This is a genomic window from Pseudorhodoplanes sp. (assembly GCF_059499825.1).
The window spans coordinates 1-18,940 of record NZ_JCABZI010000014.1; the positions used below are offsets into that span (position 1 = coordinate 1).

The 18,940-nt window shown below is 63.6% G+C and carries 22 protein-coding genes; 13 read left to right on the plus strand and 9 right to left on the minus strand.

Going from position 1 to position 18,940, the window contains the following annotated elements; genetic code table 11:
- Positions 1-215: 215 nt before the first annotated feature.
- Positions 216-902 (minus strand): response regulator, encoded by a 687-nt coding sequence (locus tag AC5I5I_RS19745; RefSeq protein ID WP_495975828.1) that lies wholly within the window; start codon positions 900-902, stop codon positions 216-218.
- Positions 903-1,240: 338 nt separating this feature from the next.
- Positions 1,241-1,363, minus strand: a complete 123-nt coding sequence (locus AC5I5I_RS19750; RefSeq protein WP_495975830.1) for a hypothetical protein — start codon at positions 1,361-1,363, stop codon at positions 1,241-1,243.
- Between the two features lie 288 nt (positions 1,364-1,651).
- Here AC5I5I_RS19750 and AC5I5I_RS19755 point away from each other — a divergent pair, with 288 nt between their 5' ends.
- Positions 1,652-2,494 carry an outer membrane protein gene (locus AC5I5I_RS19755; RefSeq protein WP_495975832.1) on the plus strand — a complete coding sequence of 281 codons (843 nt, stop codon included), beginning with the start codon at positions 1,652-1,654 and terminating at the stop codon, positions 2,492-2,494.
- A gap of 131 nt (positions 2,495-2,625) precedes the next feature.
- On the opposite strand, the gene AC5I5I_RS19760 is transcribed toward AC5I5I_RS19755, so the two are convergent.
- Entirely contained in the window at positions 2,626-3,234 is a 609-nt protein-coding gene (locus AC5I5I_RS19760; protein ID WP_495975834.1) for a Spy/CpxP family protein refolding chaperone, read from the minus strand.
- A 123-nt stretch (positions 3,235-3,357) separates the two neighbouring features.
- Positions 3,358-4,272 carry a LysR family transcriptional regulator gene (locus AC5I5I_RS19765; protein WP_495975836.1) on the minus strand — a complete coding sequence of 305 codons (915 nt, stop codon included), beginning with the start codon at positions 4,270-4,272 and terminating at the stop codon, positions 3,358-3,360.
- A gap of 117 nt (positions 4,273-4,389) precedes the next feature.
- On the opposite strand from AC5I5I_RS19765, the gene AC5I5I_RS19770 reads away from it, so the two are divergent.
- The 3 genes from AC5I5I_RS19770 (at position 4,390) to AC5I5I_RS19780 (ending at position 7,107) form a co-directional block, all read left to right on the plus strand.
- Positions 4,390-5,376, plus strand: a complete 987-nt coding sequence (locus tag AC5I5I_RS19770; protein WP_495975838.1) for a dihydrodipicolinate synthase family protein — start codon at positions 4,390-4,392, stop codon at positions 5,374-5,376.
- Between the two features lie 75 nt (positions 5,377-5,451).
- Positions 5,452-6,429, plus strand: coding sequence for a tripartite tricarboxylate transporter substrate binding protein (locus AC5I5I_RS19775; RefSeq protein WP_495975840.1), 978 nt, complete (start codon positions 5,452-5,454; stop codon positions 6,427-6,429).
- Positions 6,430-6,651: 222 nt separating this feature from the next.
- On the plus strand, positions 6,652-7,107 hold the full coding sequence (locus AC5I5I_RS19780; protein WP_495976301.1) for a L,D-transpeptidase: 456 nt from the start codon (positions 6,652-6,654) through the stop codon (positions 7,105-7,107).
- Between the two features lie 55 nt (positions 7,108-7,162).
- On the opposite strand, the gene AC5I5I_RS19785 is transcribed toward AC5I5I_RS19780, so the two are convergent.
- Positions 7,163-8,083, minus strand: a complete 921-nt coding sequence (locus AC5I5I_RS19785; RefSeq protein WP_495975842.1) for a hypothetical protein — start codon at positions 8,081-8,083, stop codon at positions 7,163-7,165.
- Positions 8,084-8,185: 102 nt separating this feature from the next.
- Here AC5I5I_RS19785 and AC5I5I_RS19790 point away from each other — a divergent pair, with 102 nt between their 5' ends.
- Positions 8,186-8,671, plus strand: a complete 486-nt coding sequence (locus tag AC5I5I_RS19790; protein WP_495975844.1) for a DUF3859 domain-containing protein — start codon at positions 8,186-8,188, stop codon at positions 8,669-8,671.
- Here the strand turns inward: AC5I5I_RS19790 and AC5I5I_RS19795 are convergent.
- The gene (locus AC5I5I_RS19795) at positions 8,661-8,954 is read right to left on the minus strand and encodes a hypothetical protein (protein ID WP_495975846.1); all 294 of its coding nucleotides are present in this window, start codon (positions 8,952-8,954) and stop codon (positions 8,661-8,663) included. The two genes, AC5I5I_RS19790 and AC5I5I_RS19795, sit on opposite strands and share 11 nt — an antisense overlap.
- 37 nt (positions 8,955-8,991) lie before the next feature.
- The gene (locus AC5I5I_RS19800; protein WP_495975848.1) at positions 8,992-10,191 is read right to left on the minus strand and encodes an alpha-hydroxy acid oxidase; all 1,200 of its coding nucleotides are present in this window, start codon (positions 10,189-10,191) and stop codon (positions 8,992-8,994) included.
- 98 nt (positions 10,192-10,289) lie between these two features.
- Between AC5I5I_RS19800 and AC5I5I_RS19805 the strand changes: the two genes are divergently transcribed.
- From AC5I5I_RS19805 to AC5I5I_RS19825, 5 genes are all read left to right on the plus strand, one after another.
- Positions 10,290-10,466 (plus strand): hypothetical protein, encoded by a 177-nt coding sequence (locus tag AC5I5I_RS19805; RefSeq protein WP_495975850.1) that lies wholly within the window; start codon positions 10,290-10,292, stop codon positions 10,464-10,466.
- A gap of 145 nt (positions 10,467-10,611) precedes the next feature.
- Positions 10,612-11,955: a phosphoglucosamine mutase gene (gene glmM, locus AC5I5I_RS19810; RefSeq protein WP_495975852.1), complete on the plus strand. Its 1,344-nt coding sequence runs from the start codon at positions 10,612-10,614 to the stop codon at positions 11,953-11,955.
- 64 nt (positions 11,956-12,019) lie between these two features.
- Positions 12,020-12,991 (plus strand): Bug family tripartite tricarboxylate transporter substrate binding protein, encoded by a 972-nt coding sequence (locus AC5I5I_RS19815; protein ID WP_495975854.1) that lies wholly within the window; start codon positions 12,020-12,022, stop codon positions 12,989-12,991.
- Between the two features lie 16 nt (positions 12,992-13,007).
- A complete protein-coding gene (locus tag AC5I5I_RS19820) occupies positions 13,008-14,012 on the plus strand; it encodes an ornithine cyclodeaminase family protein (protein ID WP_495975856.1) in 1,005 nt (334 codons plus the stop codon).
- A complete protein-coding gene (locus AC5I5I_RS19825; RefSeq protein ID WP_495758312.1) occupies positions 14,012-14,821 on the plus strand; it encodes a phosphate/phosphite/phosphonate ABC transporter substrate-binding protein in 810 nt (269 codons plus the stop codon). Before AC5I5I_RS19820 ends, AC5I5I_RS19825 begins: the two co-directional genes overlap by 1 nt.
- A 47-nt stretch (positions 14,822-14,868) precedes the next feature.
- On the opposite strand, the gene AC5I5I_RS19830 is transcribed toward AC5I5I_RS19825, so the two are convergent.
- A complete protein-coding gene (locus AC5I5I_RS19830) occupies positions 14,869-15,558 on the minus strand; it encodes an exopolysaccharide biosynthesis protein (protein ID WP_495975858.1) in 690 nt (229 codons plus the stop codon).
- A 288-nt stretch (positions 15,559-15,846) separates the two neighbouring features.
- On the opposite strand from AC5I5I_RS19830, the gene AC5I5I_RS19835 reads away from it, so the two are divergent.
- The 3 genes from AC5I5I_RS19835 (at position 15,847) to AC5I5I_RS19845 (ending at position 17,787) form a co-directional block, all read left to right on the plus strand.
- Positions 15,847-16,086 carry a (2Fe-2S)-binding protein gene (locus tag AC5I5I_RS19835; protein WP_495975860.1) on the plus strand — a complete coding sequence of 80 codons (240 nt, stop codon included), beginning with the start codon at positions 15,847-15,849 and terminating at the stop codon, positions 16,084-16,086.
- A gap of 120 nt (positions 16,087-16,206) precedes the next feature.
- Positions 16,207-16,689, plus strand: coding sequence for a bacterioferritin (gene bfr / locus AC5I5I_RS19840; RefSeq protein WP_495975862.1), 483 nt, complete (start codon positions 16,207-16,209; stop codon positions 16,687-16,689).
- Positions 16,690-16,929: 240 nt separating this feature from the next.
- Positions 16,930-17,787 (plus strand): outer membrane protein, encoded by an 858-nt coding sequence (locus tag AC5I5I_RS19845; protein ID WP_495975864.1) that lies wholly within the window; start codon positions 16,930-16,932, stop codon positions 17,785-17,787.
- Positions 17,788-17,882: 95 nt separating this feature from the next.
- On the opposite strand, the gene AC5I5I_RS19850 is transcribed toward AC5I5I_RS19845, so the two are convergent.
- Complete coding sequence (locus AC5I5I_RS19850; protein WP_495975866.1) at positions 17,883-18,923, minus strand: acyltransferase family protein; 1,041 nt, start codon at positions 18,921-18,923, stop codon at positions 17,883-17,885.
- Between the last annotated feature and the right edge of the window lie 17 nt (positions 18,924-18,940).

An 18,940-nucleotide genomic window follows, 5' to 3' on the forward strand; every position in this document is an offset into this window, starting at 1 on the left:
CGCGGCCTGGCGGGGCCCCCCGTGTGCGCGGGGGGCCCCGCCCCCCCCCCCCGGGGGGGGGGGGGGGGGGGGGGGGCCGCGGGCGGCGGGGGGCCCCCCCCTGACCAGAGCAAGCCCCCACCCCGATCTCCTTCGCGCCATGCGCTCAGTCGATCGACCCTCCCCCGTAAACGGGGGAGGGAGAAGAAGGAGAGGCGAGAGGGAGACCACCAATCTCAATCCTGATTCTTGGCGAACACATATCCGGTGCCGCGCACAGTGATGACGCGCTTCGGCTTTTTCGGATCGTCCTCGATGGCGGCGCGGATGCGCGAGATGTGAACGTCGATCGAACGGTCGAAAGCCTCCAGCTGTTCGTTCTTCAGAAGCGTCATCAGTGCGTCGCGCGACAACACCCGTCCGGCATTCTGCGCCAGCGCGAGCAGGAGCGCGAACTGATAGCCGGTGATGCTCTTTTCCTCGCCATCGAGCCGGACCTGGCGTCCGCCGGTATCGATTTCGAGACGGCCGAAGCGCAGCATGTCGGGCTTGTGCTCGGATTTGGCGCGGCGCAGCAGCGCGCGCAGCCTTGCGAGCAATTCGCGCGGCTCGAACGGCTTGGGCAGATAATCGTCGGCGCCCATTTCCAGCCCGACCACGCGATCCATGGCGTCGCCGCGCGCGGTCAGCATCAGGATCGGGGTCTGGGATTTTTCGCGGATCCGGCGGCAGACATCGAGGCCGTCCATGTCCGGCAGCATCAGATCGAGGATGAGGATATCGAACGGCTCGCGGTCATGCAGCGCGATGCCGCCTCCGCCGGTGCCGGCGATGGCGGTCGCAAAGCCGGCTTCGCCGAGATAGTTCGACACCATTTCGGCGAGGCGCTTGTCGTCTTCGATGAGCAGGATGCGATCGGTCACGGGCTAGTGGTCCGATTCAGACATTCGCGCTCCTCCTCGGCAAGCTCATTCGCGAATGTCTGAATCAAAGGACCACTAGCAAATATAGGGTTCTCGTGGAGCTTTGAATTTGGCATTCGCCTGATGGGTCCGTCGCTGCGTGGGTGGCGAATGTCAAATTCGCTCCACGGCAGTTTAAAGCAGGAGAGGGGGTGGGGGTCTACGCCTTGGGGACTATTGCGGGCCCCCACCCCTTCCTTTCCCCGGGCGAGGGAAAGGAGTTCAACGCCCGGGACTATGCCCACGTCAGGTGTCTGTTTTCGTTCCGCCAGGTAAAGTTTTGTAAAGCTCGAGCGGCCTCATCCGGGCTCGACGAACAACCGGTACAGCACGTAAGCGACGAGGCTCGCGCCAATCACCCACAATCCGCCGAGGCCGCCCGGCCAATAGGCCCCGCAATAGGGGCAGGTCGGGGTTGTCACCGTCGGTGTCTCCTTGAGGGGAGCCTTGCAGGCGCGGCATTTCATGTTCGTCAGACCGAGCCGTGATCGCGTTGGAAGGCCGACACGCTCATCCACGCGCGACCATCGACAGGGATCAACTTTACGGCGGAGTGCCCCCCGGCTTCTGATCGGTGATTGCCGCAACTGCAAACCTGAGCCGTGAAAGTCCTGTGAGTTTGCGCCGATGTATCTCTTCGGCAACAGCCGGGACGCGCAAACCCGTCTATCCTTGTGTGGATTGTTTGATAATTGATCCGGGAATTCCACATGCGACGGCTTCTGGTCGGTGTTGCGATGGCAACCGCTCTGATGTCGACATCCGCCCACGCACAGAACTGGACCGGCTTTTACATCGGCGCCAACACCGGTGTTGGCTGGGGCGATGCATCGAGCATCAACGAGCCGGTTGACCCGGCCAGCCGAATCTTCTTTCGCTCGGGGTTCACTGATTTTGCGCCCGGATCGTTCGATACGGCGTTCGATCAAAAGGGATGGATCGGCGGTTTTCAGGCGGGCTTCAACTGGCAAGCGGGCGCCTTTGTTTGGGGCGTTGAGGCCGATCTTCAAAAATCCGCGATCAGCGGGAGCGGCTCGCAGCGGGCTTTCCTGAACCCTTCGGCACTTGGTTCGTCCTTCGGATTCGACGTCAACGCACAAAGCGAACTGCAATGGTTCGGGACCGTGCGCGGACGAATTGGATTTCTGATGACGCCGAACCTGATGCTCTACGGGACCGGCGGTCTGTCCTACGGCGAGATCGAAAGCAGCGGGAGTGTGGTTCTCGCACCAAAGGGTCCATCCTTCGTAGGCGTGAGCACTCCTTCGGGCACTTTCGCCTGTTTTGCGACCCCCGCCAATCCGACGTCGATCTGCTATGCGGGTAGCGGAAAAGACGTACGCATCGGATGGACCGCAGGACTGGGTGGCGAGTGGAAGCTCGATGCAAACTGGTCGGTCAAGCTCGAATATCTGCGCGTTGAACTGCAGGGCACGTCGATCAACCTGGTGAGCCCATCGCCGCCGAGCACATCGGGCGTGAGCTCGAATTTCGTATTCGACGACTTCGCTTACAACATCGTGCGCGTCGGACTGAATTACACGTTCAACTGATCCGCAGCCTCGCAACAGATGCGAGCCTGAGAAATCGTCGGGGTGGAGGCCAGCCTTCGCGGGGACTTCGAGCCGGCCCCCACCCCAACCCTCTCCCGAATGACCAGCACGCGGGAGAGGGGGTTTTCAGATCAGCCGCGGCGCCAGGGCGGCATCATCATGCCCATGCCGGGGCCGCCGGGCGGCAGACGCTCGGCGAGCTTCCGTCGCTGCTCGGGAGACAGCACTTCGGCGGCGTCGCCCAATGCCTGGGTGATGCGTTTCGACACGCTGTCGGCGAGCGCGATCTGGTCGGCGCGCAGCTTCTCGATTGCATTGCGATCGATGGTGGTCGCCGTCATCAACTCGCGAGCCTGCAGGCGGGCGGCTTGTGCGCGCTCGCGCGCCGGCAGCACGTCCTTCAGCATGGCGCGGACGATGCCGCGCAGCTTTTCCTGCTGCTCGTTATTGGCATCGAGTTCGATCGACAGATGCCGCACCATGCGGTCGGCGCGATCCTCGATCTGGGCGGGATCGAGCGGCACGCTGCCCCAGTGGCCGCGCGCGCCGTGCCAGCCGGGGCCGAAGCCGTACGGATTGCTGAAGGCCTTGGTGACGGCGGCGCCGGTAATGACGGTGGTGGCGGCGACCAGCGCCGCGAACAGGATGGTCCGGCCGCGGCGGGTGCGCGGAACGGGCGGGCGGACGACGAGCGCATGCTGGCGCTGGTCGATCGGGTGATCCGGGCGGATATCGGTCATTGGGTGGTCTCCAGAAGCGATGTGGCGTCGGCCACGGATGCAATCTGGAGCGGGCCCGTTTCAGGGCGATGTGCGCGGTGTAAAGTTATGTAAAGGTGGAGGGCGCCTGTGCCGGTCGCCGTTTCACGCCGATTGCGCTCCCACCGCGTCAAGCACGAGATCGCGCAGCCAGCGATGGCCGGGATCGCCTTCGTAGCGCTTGTGCCAGATCTGGATGAATTCCAACTCCGGCACTTTCATCGGCACCGGAAACACCACGAGCCCCGTGGAGCGGCGGAAGACCGACAACAGCCGCCGGCGCGTATGGGCGACAAGGTCGGTGCCGCGGATCAGCGACGGGATGCTGAGATAGTGCGGCACCGCGACCACGATACGGCGCGGGATCCCCATCGAGTCCAGAATCTCGTCGACCTGAATGCCGGTGTCGCGATGCCGCGCGACGGTGACATGCGGCGCGTCGAGATAATCCTGCAGCGTCATGCGTCCGTTTTTCAGCCGGGAATTGCGCTTGTCGGCGACGCAGATCAGCGTGTCGCCATAGAGCCGGCGGCTGAACAAGTCCTTCGGTACATGCGGAAACACGCCGATGGCGAGATCGATGGCGTCGTCGGCGATGCGGCTGCAGGATTCCTGCGGGCCCGACGTGCTGATGACGAGATCGATGTTGGGCGCGTCGCGACGGATGCGGCGCACGATCGCCGGCAGCGCCTCCACGCTCATGGCATCGCTCATCGACAGCCGGAAGGCGCGCCGCGTGGTCGCCGGGTCGAATTCCGCGCCGGTTGAGACGATGGAGCGGATATCGGCCAGCACGGACTGCACCTGCGGGTGCAGCGACAGCGCGCGGCCGGTCGGTTGCAGCCCGCGCGGGCCGCGGACCAGCAGATCGTCCTTGAACAGATGGCGCAGCCGTTTGAGCGCGTGGCTGACCGCGGGCTGGGTCACGCCGAGCTTTCCTGCGGCGCGCGAGGCGCTGCGTTCGGCGATCAGGGCGTCGAAGGCGACCAGCAGGTTGAGGTCGATATTGCGCAGGTTCATGGCTATGAATGCTGTTTATACGATTATGACAATAATGAAATTGCATTGATAGGCAACCTGCGTAAAGACAAGGGCAACAAGCGCCCAAGCGCTTCCATGCTTTTTCGGGAGGTTCCGATGCAGACTGTCGGCCATCGCCGCTACGTCGCCGTGCTGTTGCCCTACGACCGTTCCTTCAAGATCGACGAGCAGGCATTCCGCAACTACGTCCGCTATTTCGCCGACGACAAGCGCTTCGCGCGCGAGGGCGGGCTGTGCATCAATCCGGAAGCCGGCGAGATTTTCTACATGACGCGCGAGGAAAAGCGCCGCGTCCTCGAAATCGCGATGGAAGAGGCGCACGGCAAGTTGCCGATCATCGCCGGAACCTGGGCGCTGACCACGGAAGAGACGGTCGAAACCGCCAAGGACTGCAAGGCGCTCGGCGTCGACGGCATCTTCGTGACGCCTCCCGGCGGCGCACAGGATGTGACCTCGTGCTGGGATGCTGACGGCTATCCGGAAATCTGGCTTGACCAGATCATCGCGCAGGACCGCGCCGTCGATCTGCCGATCATCACGCATCCGGTCGGTGGCGCGAAGCCGCCGTTCTTCCCGGGACTGCCGCTGAATGCCACGCTGCGCATCTGCCGCGAGGTCAAGAACGTCGTCGGCTGGAAGATGACCTACACCTATGAAGGCTTCCGCCTGATCGCCAAGGGCCTGCGCGGGCTCGACCGTCCGGTCGCGGTGATGGGAGCGCTGGCGTCGCGCTTCCACGAATACCGCGCCACCGGCATGTTCGACGGCACGCTGAGCGGCTTCTGGACCTTCGCCAAGGAGCCGATGCTCGACCACCTTGATGCGTGGGATGCGCGCGATCTCGAAAAGGCCTGCCAGATCTGGGACAGCGGCCTGTGCGAACTCCAGGAATACATCGCCGACATGGGCCGGCTGCACATCCGCTACAAGACCGCGACCTGGCTGCGCGGCCTCATTCCGAACCCCTTCATGCGGGCGCCGATGCCGAAACCGAAGCAGGAAGAGATCGACACGATCTACCGGCTGCTCAAGAACCTCAATCTCGATGTCATCGAAATGAAGGAGACCCGCATCGCGGCTTAGGACCGCGCGCGTCCGAACCGGAACCCGGTCGCACAAGACCGGGACATCGAACGAAACCATAAGGGAGATTTCGACATGAAACGCGCACTCGCGCTCTTCGCAGGCGTGGCAGGACTGGTCGCCGCCTTTGCATCCACAGCCGCATCGGCGCAGAGCTATCCGAGCCAGCCGGTCCGCATCGTGGTGCCGTTCGCGGCCGGCGGCGCCGTCGATACGGTGGCGCGCGTGGTCGGGCAGAAGATGTCGGAATCGCTCGGCCAGCCGGTGGTGATCGAGAACCGGCCCGGCGCCGGCGGCAATCTCGCCGCGGACGCGGTGGCGCGTGCGGCACCCGACGGCTACACGGTGTTCCTGACCACCAACGGACTGGCCATCAGCCCGTCGCTGTACGCCTCGCTGCCGTTCGACGTGAACAAGGATTTCATCCCGGTCACGCAGCTCATTGAATCGCCGCTCCTGCTGGTTGCGTCCAACAAGCTCGGCGTTACTTCGGTGAAGGAACTGATCGCGCTGGCGAAGCAGAAGCCCGGCGTTCTGAATTACGGCTCGACCGGCATCGGCAATCCGCTGCATCTGTCGATGGAGATGCTCAAGGGCGAGGCCGGTATCGACATCGCCAACGTGCCCTACAAGGGCGATGCACCGCTGAATACCGCGCTGATCTCCGGCGAGGTCGATCTTGCGATCGTTCCGATCGCGACCGGCCGGGTGAATGCCGATAACAAGCTGGTCAAGGGTCTCGCCGTCACCAGCGCGTCACGCGCGAAGGTGATGCCCGACCTGCCGACGGTGGCCGAGCAGGGCGTCAACGGCTTCGACATGGGAAGCTGGCAGGGCTTCTTCGTCCCGGCCAAGACACCGAACGAGATCGTGCAGAAGCTTTATCAGGCTGCCAAGACAGCGCTGGAGGCGCCGGATGTGCGCGAGCGGCTTGCGACCTTCGTGGCCGAGCCGGTCGGCAGTTCGCCGGAGCAATTCGCGAAGAAGTTCAACGACGACGTGGCGAAATACGCAAAGATCGTCAAAGAGGCGAAGATCCCGCTGCAGAAATAATGCGGATGGCGGATGGCGTATCCGGCTGCCGCCGCCATACGCCGTTTTGAGCGCACGCGCCGGGCCGGCGGTCATCCGGTGCCGTTTGTCCGGTGGAAGGGCTGCTGATAGTGTCGTGGGTGCGGCACCAGGCCGCCACTCCATGGGAGCCACTGAGCCATGCAGGTTTCACGTTGGCTGGCTGCGACGGCAGTCGCATCCCTGCTTGCTGTGGTCCCGGCGATGCCGCAACCCGCGCAAGCCCGCGCAATCGTCGGCTTCTCCGGCAATTGCGCGGCTGGCACCGTGGTAGTGCGCAACAATGAGCGTTCGCTGTATTACGTGCTCGGCGGTGGGAAGGCTGTGCGCTATCCGGTTGGCGTCGGCCGCTCAGGCCTGCAATGGAGCGGGACGACCTTCATCAACAACAAGATGCTGCGGCCGGCCTGGGTGCCACCGGCCATCGTGCGGCGCGACAAGCCGAACCTGCCGTCGGTGGTCCCTTCCGGCGCGCCGAATAATCCGGTCGGCGCGGCGGTCCTGTTTCTGGCCGGCGGCGAACGCGCCATCCACGGCACCAACAATCCAAAATCGATCGGCGGGGCGGTGTCCTATGGCTGCATCCGGATGTTCAATGCGGACGTGCTCGACCTCTATGATCGCGTCAGCTTTGGAACCAAGGTGATCGTGACGCGGTAGGGCGATACGCTTACGCCTGCTCGCGCGAGTACGACAGGTCGCTAATCGGAACTGCTCAAACCCGCACGGCACTGGCGCCGCGATCCGACGGCGTCTGCGCCGACCATTCCGCCACCGGCGCGGTGCGATAGCGCGGCAATTCGCGCTCCAGCGAGAACACCACGCAAAGCGCGAGGCTCGCCCACACCGCGGCGCTGAAATAGAGCGACATCCACGGGATTTCCTCGCGCCACTCGGAGATGTCATGCGTCACCACCCAGCGCCGGTTGACGTCGCGCAACCCCTCGAGCGGATGCAGCGGCTTGCTGCCGCGCGCCGTCTCCTCGCGCCAGCGCTTGACATACATCGGCACGTCGACGGTCGCGAGAAACGCCAGATAGCCGGCGATGCCGACGATCGTGACGACCAGCACCGCGCGAACCGGACCCTCGAATTCCGGCAGCAGACGGAACAGGCCGAGGCCGACGATGAAGAACGCCACCGCCCAGATCGAATTCTCCAGCGCGTTGGCCCAGTATTTCTTCGTCAGCACCGCATACCAGGAAAAGGCTTCCGCGATCAGAATCAGCGGCACGATGACCAGCGCGGCATTCAGCGTGGTGTCGGCGCCGATCATGTCGCCGAGCAGATAGAGAATGATCGCCCATTGGACGGCGAAGCAGATTTCCGCCACCGTCGCGACACTGCGTCCGACCATCACGCTCGAGAGCCAGGTGTCGAACAGGCAGATGCGCTGCACGTCGGCGCGCGGCAGGAGAGAGCGGAAGGCGCAGCCGAACACATAAGCCGCGCACAGCGCCAGCATCACGCCGATCCCGGCATTGCCGCCGATCGCGCCGGCCTGCGGTTCATGCAGATTGCGATAGAGCGCGAACCAGACCGCGATGTTGATGAGGCTGACAAGCGAGAGAAGGCCCCACCAGCGCGCCACCGGATTCGACCAGGCCAGGACTTGCGGCGGGCGTCGGACCGTCATCAAACCACTCCGTAAGAAAAGTCGGTCTGACATTTATCGGTAGTAATTCTGTCATAATCAAATGAGGCTGGATCGCGGCAAAGAGGCGCGCGGAGCGGAACCGTGAGTACGGAACCTGTCGACATCGTTCTGCCATCGGCGCAACGGCTGCGTTACCAACGGCTGTCATCCGGCATCTTCGACGTGACCGTCGGGGAGACCGAGGCGCTGCCGAACGCGGCCGCGCCGTTCTACAACTTCTTCAGTGATTTCAGGCTGATCGAGCAGACCGGCCTGATCATGGCGAAGCCCGGACTGACATTCGGTACAAGTTTCGTACTGTCGTCCGACGACTTCGGCGAATTCATTCCGATGACCTGGATCACACGGTTTCCGGCCGGCGGAGTCGTGTCGGGTGACGGCACGGTTTTCGAATGCGATCGGATGTCATGCGACGTTCCGAACCGAGCGGTGACATTCCAGAGCTATACGTTTGAACAGGCCTGGGAAATGGTGCCCGGCGAATGGGTCTTCGAAATCTGGTGCGAGGAGCAGAGGATTGCCGATCACGCTTTTACGGTGATGACGGCGGTTTCCCCTAGCTGCTGAAGACACTGAAGATCGCTGCAAAGAATGCGGCGATCGCGGCCAGCACGCCGAACACGATCGCGACCAGGAATTCCAGCACCGTCTCGACCGGATCGGAGACTGCGCTTGCCGACAACAGCGCGATGCACACGCCCGCTGCGATCACGAGCGACATGAGCGCGCTCAACGCCATCAGCCAGAGGATCAGGAACACCAGTCCGCCGGCGATCGTCATGGCGATGATCCGCCGGCTTAGGCTCCTGGCCGGCGCACGCTGCGTGACAGGTCGATCCGGTGCGTTCATGACGGGTGTCCCCGCAAATGTTTAGGCTCAAGCGGCGTCAGCGCGCCGCCGCCTTCTTCGTCTCCGCCAATTCCAGCACGTGCGTCTGCTCCGGAATCGTCTCGGTCGCGAGTGCGCGCCGGTCGATGTCGGCGATCTTAGTGACACCGGTCAGCGCCATGGTGATGTCGAGTTCCTTGCGGATGGTCTCGATCGCGGTGACCACGCCCTGCTTGCCGAGTGCGCCCAGCCCGTAAATGTAGGCGCGGCCGATCAGGCAGCTCTTCGCTCCGAGCGCCAGCGCGCGGAACAGGTCCTGCCCGGAGCGGATGCCGCCGTCGAACATCACCTCGATATCGTCGCCGACCGCATCGGCGATCTTCGGCAGCATCGCGATCGACGACGGCGCGCCGTCGAGCTGGCGGCCGCCGTGGTTCGACACCACGATGGCGTCGGCGCCGCTCTTCGCTGCGAGCCTCGCGTCGTCGACGTCGAGAATGCCCTTGATGATCAGCTTGCCCGGCCACAGTGAGCGGATCCAGGCGACATCCTCCCAGCTCAGGGTCGGGTCGAACTGGCTGGCGGTCCATTGCGCCAGCGAGTTGACTCCATCCATGCCTTTCACGTGACCGGCGAGATTGCCGAAGGTCTTGCTCTTGGCATTCATCATGCTCATCGCCCAGCGCGGCTTCGACATGACGTCGAGCACATTGGCGAGCTTGAGCTTCATCGGCACGGTCATGCCGTTCTTGATGTCGCGGTGGCGCTGGCCGAGCACCTGCAGATCGACGGTGAGAACCAGCGCCGAGCAATTCGCCGCCTTGGCGCGCGCGATCAGGTCGGCGATGAAGCCGCGATCGCGAATCACATAGACCTGAAACCAGAATGGCCTCTTGGTCGCCTCCGCCACCTGTTCCATCGAACAGATCGACATGGTCGACATGCAGAACGGCACGCCGGCCTCGTTCGCGGCTTCGGCGGCGAGAATTTCGCCATTGCCGTGCTGCATCCCGCACAGCCCGATCGGGGCGAGCGCGATCGGCAACGAGGCCTTCTGCCCGACGATGGTTGTGGACAAGTCGCGCTTGTCGACATTGACCAGCACGCGCTGGCGGAGCTTGACCCGCTCCATGTCGGCGCGGTTGGCGCGGAAGGTTTCCTCGGCATAGGAGCCGGAATCGACATACTGGAAGAAGGCGCGGGGGACGCGCTTTTCGGCGAGCTGGCGCAGGTCTTCGATGCAGGTGATTGGCGTCATTGGCGTTTCCATCCCATATAGGCTGGATTAGCACACTTCGCGGGCGCGAACACGTGCGGGAACAGCGGGCTGGCTCGAACCGGCAAGGGATGATCGGCATGAATGCAGGCAGGAAACACGGCGACCACGAGTCCGAACAGGCCAAGAAAGAGCGGCTGGAAAAGGAGCGGCTCGACAAGGCGCTGGATGAGGGGCTCGAGGAGAGCTTTCCCGGCTCCGACCCTGTGAATGTGGTGCAACCGCCGCACTCCTCGCAGGACAAGGACGAAATTTGAGCCCTGAGGCACCGGCGGCGCCGGCGTTAACGCTAAATCGCCGGCCAGCCCGGCTTGCAACTTTTGCTCACAACTTTTGAAGCCAATCCGGCTAGGATAGTTATTACACGGACCTGATCTGGGTAACGGGGACGGGGGTTCCAGCGTGACACGTCGTTATTTCGGCACCGATGGCATTCGCGGGCGCGCCAATGGCGTGATCACGCCCGAGCTTGCGCTCAAGGTCGGCCAGGCCGCCGGCCTGGTGTTCCAGCGCGGCGAGCACCGCCACCGGGTGGTGATCGGCAAGGATACCCGCCTGTCCGGCTATATGATCGAGACCGCTTTGGTCGCGGGTTTCACATCGGTCGGCATGGACGTTCTGCTGTTCGGCCCGATGCCGACCCCGGCGGTGGCGATGCTGACGCGCTCGATGCGCGCCGATCTCGGCCTGATGATTTCGGCGTCGCACAACCCTTACGACGACAACGGCATCAAGCTGTTCGGACCGGATGGCTACAAGCTGTCGGACAGCGTCGAGATCGAAATCGAAACGGTGATGGACGAGGACATCACCCGCAAGCTGGCGAAATCCGCCGATCTCGGGCGTGCCAAGCGTATCGAGGGCGTGCAGGACCGCTATATCGAATTCGCCAAGCGCACGCTGCCGCGCGACCTCTCGCTCGACGGCCTGCGCGTGGTGGTGGATTGCGCCAACGGCGCAGCCTATCGCGTCGCCCCCGAAGCGCTGTGGGAACTGGGCGCCGAGGTGATTGCGATCGGCATCGATCCGGACGGCTTCAACATCAACAAGGATTGCGGCTCGACCGAGCCCGCGGCGCTATCGGCCAAGGTGCGCGAGGTGCGCGCCGATGTCGGGATCGCGCTCGACGGTGACGCCGATCGCGTGGTGATCGTGGACGAAAAGGGCCACACCGTCGACGGCGACCAGTTGATGGCGGTGATCGCCGGGAGCTGGCAAGAGGACGGCCGGCTCAGCAAGCCTGGCGTGGTGGCGACCATCATGTCCAATCTCGGCCTGGAGCGGCATCTGCAGGGGCTCGGGATTTCGCTTGCGCGCACGCCGGTCGGCGACCGTTATGTGCTCGAACACATGCGCCAGCAGGGCTTCAATCTGGGTGGCGAGCAGTCCGGTCACATCATCCTGTCGGATTACGCGACCACGGGTGACGGTCTGGTCGCGGCCCTGCAGGTGCTGGCGGTGGTGAAGCGGCAGGGACGGCCGGTGTCCGAAGTCTGCCATGTGTTCGATCCGCTGCCGCAGATCCTGAAGAACGTGCGCTACAAGCAGGGCAAGCCGCTGGACGATGCATCCGTCAAGCTGGTGATCGACGACGCGACCGCGCGTCTGAATGGCAACGGCCGGCTGGTGATCCGTCCCTCCGGAACCGAACCGGTGATCCGGGTGATGGGCGAGGGCGACGATCTCTATCTGGTCGAAGAGGTGGTCGACGAGATCGTCGAGGCGCTGACGCAGGCCGCGGCCTAGCCGCGGCGGTAGCGAGCGTCTAAAGTTCGGCCGTGCGGGTATCCACGAGACGGACGGACAATCAATGACATTCGGTGCGCGCGTTTTTGCGGCGGCTCTCGTTGCAACGGCAAGTTCCGCCATGGCGGCGGACGATTATCCGTCGAAGCCGATCCGTCTGATCCTCGGCTTTGCCGCGGGCGGCGCACCCGATCTGCTGGCGCGAACGGTCGGCGAGCATCTCGGCCAGGCCTGGAATCAGACCGTGGTGGTGGAGAATCGGACCGGCGCCGCCGGCAACATTGCAATGGCTGCGGTCGCCAAGGCGGAGCCGGACGGCTACACGCTGGCGCTGGTGCCGGTCGGCAATGCCGCGGTCAATCCGTCGCTGATGCCCGACCTGCCTTACAAGATGGATCAATTCGCGCCGGTCACGCTGATTGCCAATGTCGAGAACGTGCTGGTGGTCGGCGCGGACTCTCCGATCAAGTCGGCAAAGGACCTGATCGCCCTCGGGAAAAAGCCGGACGCGAATCTGACTTATGCCACGCCCGGCGCCGGCAGCATCGCCCATCTCGCGGCCGAGTTGTTCGCTCTCAACGCCGGAATCCAGATGCGACAGATCGGCTATCGCGGCGTCATGCCCGGTCTGACCGATGTGATGCGCGGCGAAGTGACCGCCATGTTCGCACAGGTATCGACGGCGAAGCCGCTGATCGACAGCGGCAAGCTGCGCGCGCTCGGCGTTGCGAGCAAAGCCCGCAACGCAGCGCTTCCCGACGTGCCGACCATCGCGGAGGCCGCCGGCATGCCGGGCTTCGAAGCGGTCTCCTGGTATGCGTTGATGGCACCGGCCGGCACGCCGCAGCCAGTGATCGCGAAGCTTCGCGACGGCGTTGTGCAGGCGATCGGCGCACCCGGCGCCAAGGCTACGCTGCAAACCCTCGGCGCGCAGCCGGTCGGCGGCACGCCGGCGGAGCTTGCGGACCTGATTGCTTCCGACACCGCGCGCTGGGGCAAGGTCATCCGCGACGCCAATATTAAGCCGGCGCAGTAAGCGGCTCCGAAGCGACATGGAGCCGATCTATCTGCACTATCTGAACGCGCTCGATGTCGCTTCATTGGCGCTGACCGATCACGAGATTCTAGCCGCGGTCGAGCAGGGCCTGGCCGCGCAGGGACGCCGCGAAGCGGTGATCGAGCCGCGCATGCATCTTGTGCCGAATGCCGGTGGCAACGGCCACTTCAACGTGCTGCGCGGCGCGTTCCGCGAGCCGATCAATCTCGCCGGCGTGAAGGTGATCAGCGACTTCGTAGACAATTACAAGGAGGGCTTGCCGTCGGAAGTCGGGCTGCTGCTACTGATGGACCCGCGCAACGGCGTGCCGAAGGCGATCATCGACGGCAGCCATCTGACCGACATGCGCACCGGTGCCATCACCGCGATCGGCGCCAAGTATCTGGCGCGCAAGGGATCGCGGGTGCTCGGCCATATCGGTGCGCGCGGCACCGCTTACTGGAATGTCCGGCTGCTCGACCGGCTGTTCGGGTTCGACGAGATCCGCGTGCATTCGCGCCGGCCGGAGAGCCGCGAGGCCTTTGCCGCGCGGCTGTCGCGGGATCTCGGCAAGCCCGTGATCGCGACCGAGGATTGGGAATCCTGTGTGTCCGGCGCCGACATCGTGGTCGAGGCGTCGCGCCTGAATGAACCCACGCCCTTGCTGAAGACGGAATGGATCAAGCCTGGCGCGTTCGTCGTGCCCTATGGCACGATGAGCGCGGTCGAATTGTCGCTGACCGACATCATGTCCAAGCTCGTGGTCGACGATTGGGGTCAGTGCAAGAGCGGGCCGTTCGGGGCATTGCGGGCGCATGTCGAGGCCGGGAAGCTGTCCGAAGCGACGTTGCATGCCGAGATGGGTGAAGTTGTTGCCGGCTTAAAATCGGGCCGCGAGCGTGAGGATGAAACCATCCTGTTCTGGCATCGCGGATTGTCGCTGTCCGACATTGCGCTCGGTCATGCCATGCTGGAGAAGGCGGCGCGGCTCGGGATCGGACAGCAACTGCGTTACGCCTGATGGCGCTCGTTGCCAATGCGCGGATGTATGCGGTGACGCCGAAGGTCGCTGCGGCGTGGCAGACGCTGTTCGCATGGGTTGCGAGAACGGCCGGCATCGAACTGGCTATTATCGAACATGCCGCACCCGCGCCGCTCGAACATCTGTGGTCGCGTGACGATCTCGGCTCGGTCTTCATGTGTGGGTTTCCGTTTGTCTGCGCCGAACCGAAGCCGCAGCTTCTGGCCGCACCGATCCCGATCGCGCCGCGCTATGGCGGTGTCCCATGCTACTGCACCGACTTCGTGGTTCGTGCCGACAGCGCGTTCGGCACGTTGGAGGATACTTTCGGGGGAAAGATCGGCTGGACCGTTCACCATTCGCAATCCGGCTACAATGCCATCCGCTATCATCTGCTGCGATACGAACGCGAACGGCGGCACGCAAAGCTGTTCGCGGAATGGGTGGGCCCGCTGGTGACGCCGCGTGCGGTGATCGATGCTGTGCTTGCCGGCCGGATCGACGTCGGGCCGGTCGATTCCCTGGTCCTTGATCTGCTTGACCGGCACGATCCCGCGACAGCATCGCGACTGCGGGTTGTCGGCTCGACCGTCATGACGCCAAATCCGCCGCTGGTGGCGTCGTGCACTGTCGCGCCCGAGATTGCACACCGCCTTCGCACCGTATTGCTGGCCTGTGGCCGCGATCCCGAGATGCGGCCAGTCCTCGATATGCTCGCGCTCCAGGGCTTTGCCGCGGTTGCGCCAGCTGATTATGCCGTGCTGCTGGAGCAGGCGGCTGCCTTCGGTGCGGATATGCCGCAAGCCTGAACGACAGATCGCTGCGCCGTAGAGAGCGCGTGCGTCTGCGACCGGGTTCAGCCGAACAGGAACGTCGACAGGCCCTGGCCGGCCGCCAATGCCAGCAGCGCCAGGATTGTGAAGTAGAGGCAGGTCGCTGCCAGCAGAAGATAGCCCGCCGCCACGAACAGGCCGTCGCTCTGAGAAATCCCCACCGCCAGGCACAGAATCGCCAGGGCGGGCAGCGTGTTGGAGAACGGGACCAGCCCGAGCGGCGCCGCGAGCAGGATGCCTCCGAACAGAATGCCGAGGCCATTCAGCCGGTTCATCACCGCGCCCGTCGTCAGGATCTGCATCCGGGGGTGAACGTAGCGGTCCATCCGATGAACGATCTCCGCACCCTTGCGGAGGACCGGAACAAGCTTGCCGACATCCAGCGTGCGGTCGAGCAGCGCCCTCGGCAGCCACGGAATGCGATTCAAGGTGATGCCAATACTGATCATGATGATCGCCGCACCAAACACCGTACTGACCCCGGGAATTGAAACCGGGAGAAGAAACGGGATGGTCAGCAGGATGCAGAGGATCAGAAGACCCTGCTCGCCGATCTCTTCCAGCAGCCAGCGCAGGGTGACGGTGTCGCCGTTGATCGCGTCGATGCTGCGGAGCAGGGTTTCGCTCAGGGTCTGCCGGGTATCTTCGAAAACCAGCGGCGCTTCGGGAGATGCGCTATGTCGGGCGGCCGGATCGGGGAGAGGGTGGTCCATGTGATCTCGCTCGGTCGAATTGTCCCTTACCAAGCCGATCGGGATCGGATTGTCATCAAGATCCGATGACGGAGGATGCGGCGCCTTTGGGGCAGTGCGTCGATCCGCGTCCGAACCCGGCTTATCGGCGCCGGACCGGCGGCGAAGTTCCAGCCTGAGTGCGTTCCCGGCTTCCGGACCAGTTTAGATTACCTACAAAATCGGCATTTTCGCTTTGCGGCAGCGCAAGGCCCCCTGCTAACGATTGTTGCAAGTTGAACTATCGGACCCGCCGGCCACCTGAGCGTTATGATCGTTTGTTCCTGCAACGTCCTGACCGACACGGCTATCCGGACCGCCTGCCATTCCGAGCGGCCGCGGACGACCGGAGAGGTCTATGGCTGCCTGGGTTGCAGCCCGCAATGCGGACGGTGCGCTCGTACCATCAAGACGATCCTGGACCAGGCCCTGGGCGGCAATTGCAAGGCGGGTTGCCCGGTCTGCCCGATGTCCGGTCTGCCGTTGCCGGTTCCCGCCGAAACCGCCTGACGCTTTCCCCACTTCGCGAGAGTTCCGCTGCGCCGCAGGCGTTTGCTGCCTTGCATGCCAGTACCCATCAGTTTAGAACCGGTCCAAACTATTTAGTTCGGATTTTGAAGGAGATGCGGCATGAAGGGCGACCCCAAGGTCATCGATTATCTGAACAAGGGTCTGCGCAGCGAGTTGACCGCGATCAACCAGTACTGGCTGCATTACCGCATCCTCGACAATTGGGGCCTGAAGAATCTCGCCAAGAAGTGGAAGGCGGAATCGATTGAGGAGATGCATCATGCCGACAAGTTCGCGCACCGCATCCTGTTCCTCGACGGCTTCCCGAACATGCAGGTGCTCGATCCGCTGCGCATCGGCCAGGACGTGAAGGAAATTCTGGAAGCCGATCTCGCCGCCGAGGTCGACGCGCGCAGCCTGTATCAGGAGGCCGCGACCTATTGCCATTCGGTCAAGGACTACGTGTCGCGCGACCTGTTCGAAGAGCTGATGAAGGACGAGGAACAACACATCGACTTCCTCGAAGAACAACTCGATCTGGTCGCCAAGCTGGGCGTGCAGCTTTATTCGCAGCACCATATCGGCAAGCTCGACGACGATTGATCGCCGTCGCGCACGGAACCGAATCGCTCGGACATGAAATGCGCGGCGTTGCCGCGCATTTTTTTAACCTCGCGTTTGCGAAGGTTTACAGCGGATGAATTTTTTCAGAACGGAAGCCGTACAAAGCCCCGGTTCGAGACCCGAAACGTTAATATTCGCGGTTAAAAATCAAGGTTAAGCGCCGCTTAAGCAATTGCTGCGATGGTCCGCTCACTCCATTTCGCCGAGTGAGGATCGACCATGAAATGTATCAAGACGAGTTTGATCGCTGGCGTCGCCGCCATGACGATCGCAGCCCCCGCCGGCGCCGCCGACATGCCGCTCCCAGTCTACAAGGCGCCGGTCGCCGTGCAGACCGGCGGCTGGTATCTGCGCGGCGACATCGGCATGACCAACCAGAGTGTCGGCGAACTGACCAGCCCGGCCTTCACGACGGACGTCACCGTCCTGCAGAAGGATGTCAGCTCGGGCATGCTGGCCGGTCTCGGCATCGGCTATCAGTTCAACAACTGGTTCCGCGCCGACTTCACCGGTGAGTATCGCGGCGGCACGACGTTCCGCGGCCTCGACACCTACGGCCCCGCGTCCAACGACTATTACGGCACCAAGAGCGAGTGGCTGTTCATGGCGAACGCCTATATCGATCTCGGCACCTGGTGGTGCTTCACGCCGTTCGTCGGCGCCGGTGTCGGCTATTCGCAGAACACCATCAGCAACTGGCGTGACATCAACACGCAGACCGGTGCCACCGCCTATGCCGAGAAGAATTCGCAGTGGGAGATGGCCTGGGCGCTGCATGCCGGCGTCGCCTACAAGGTGAACCCGAACTTCACCGCGGAATTCGCCTATCGCTACGTCAATCTCGGCGACTTCGCGTCGGCTGACATGATCGGCTTCAACGGTGTCAACGCCGTCTACAACCCGATCAACCTGAACAACGTGGTCTCGCACGACTTCAAGCTCGGCCTGCGCTGGAATCTCACGCCGACCGAGTCCTATGCTCCGGTTGCGATGCCGGCCTACGCACCGGCGCCGTCTGCGTACAATCCGCCGCCGCCGGTCTATTCGCCGGCCCCGCCGCTGATGCGCAAGGGCTGACACACAGCTTCGGCGAGATGGAAAACGAAGAGGCGGGGACAACCCCGCCTCTTCTGCTTTTGTGACGATTGAAGGCTGCTACGTGCAGCGAGGGATTATTCAGCCGGTTGCAACGCCACGCGTTTCGGTGCCGACAACCTGAACCGGGCAGGGCGTTCGAACAGGAAGTTGAGCGCGGTTCCGCGCACCAGCCAGCGCAGAACAAGCGGCGCGATAATGGCGGCTGACGTCACCAGGAATGCGACCGTTCCCGGATCGGTGACGATCCCGGTCTTCACCAGCGCGATGCGCGTCACCGCCATCGGCAAAAAGAACGCCAGATAGATCGCAAGCGATTGCTGTCCGCACAGGCGGATAAAGCCGAACACGTGCAGCCGCGCCAGCAGCACCGAGATCGCAATCACTGCACCGGCGCCGGCAAATCCAAGCAGCAGCGAAACCACCGGCAGGACCGCAAGGTTTGCGCTGACACAGGCCGCGGTGACGAGCCCCCAGACGGCCAAGGCCAGTGCGGTCACGCCCGTACGGGCGCGAAACCAGTCCGCATGCGTGACGATCCAGCGCCCGGACAGATAGCCCGCGTAGAAATACACGAAGCGTCCGGCGAACTCGTCGATCAGGGTCCAGCCGCTCTCGATATGCGCGACCTGCAGCAGCGCCGCGCCGGCGAGGACAACGAGTGGCGGCAACCCGCGCGTCAGCCGCGCCGCCAGGAAAAACACCGGCAGCAGATAGATGAACCACAGGGTGCCGAACGGATCGATGAAGGCGAGCAGATAAAGCCGGATTGCCTCGGCGGCTCCGTCCTGCGCGACATAGACCGGGCCGCGGAACGCGAACTGGATCGTCAGCCACAGCACGTAGAAATAGGCGAAGTGCAGCGCCTTGCTGTCGAGGAAGCTGCGCCAGTCCTTATCGATGCCGCGCGCTGCAAACAGGCCGGCGATCAGGAAGAAGGCCGGGATGCGGAACGGCCTGGCGAATTCGACGATCGGATGCATCCAGCCGGTACTGCCAAGCGCCTCCGCGCTCGACAGGGTCGAATGCATCATCACGACCAGGATGATCGAGATGCCCTTGGCATAATCGACCCAGTCGATGCGTGCGGGCTGCAAGATGCCTGCTTGCTGCGTCATGACCTCTCCGGCGTGGA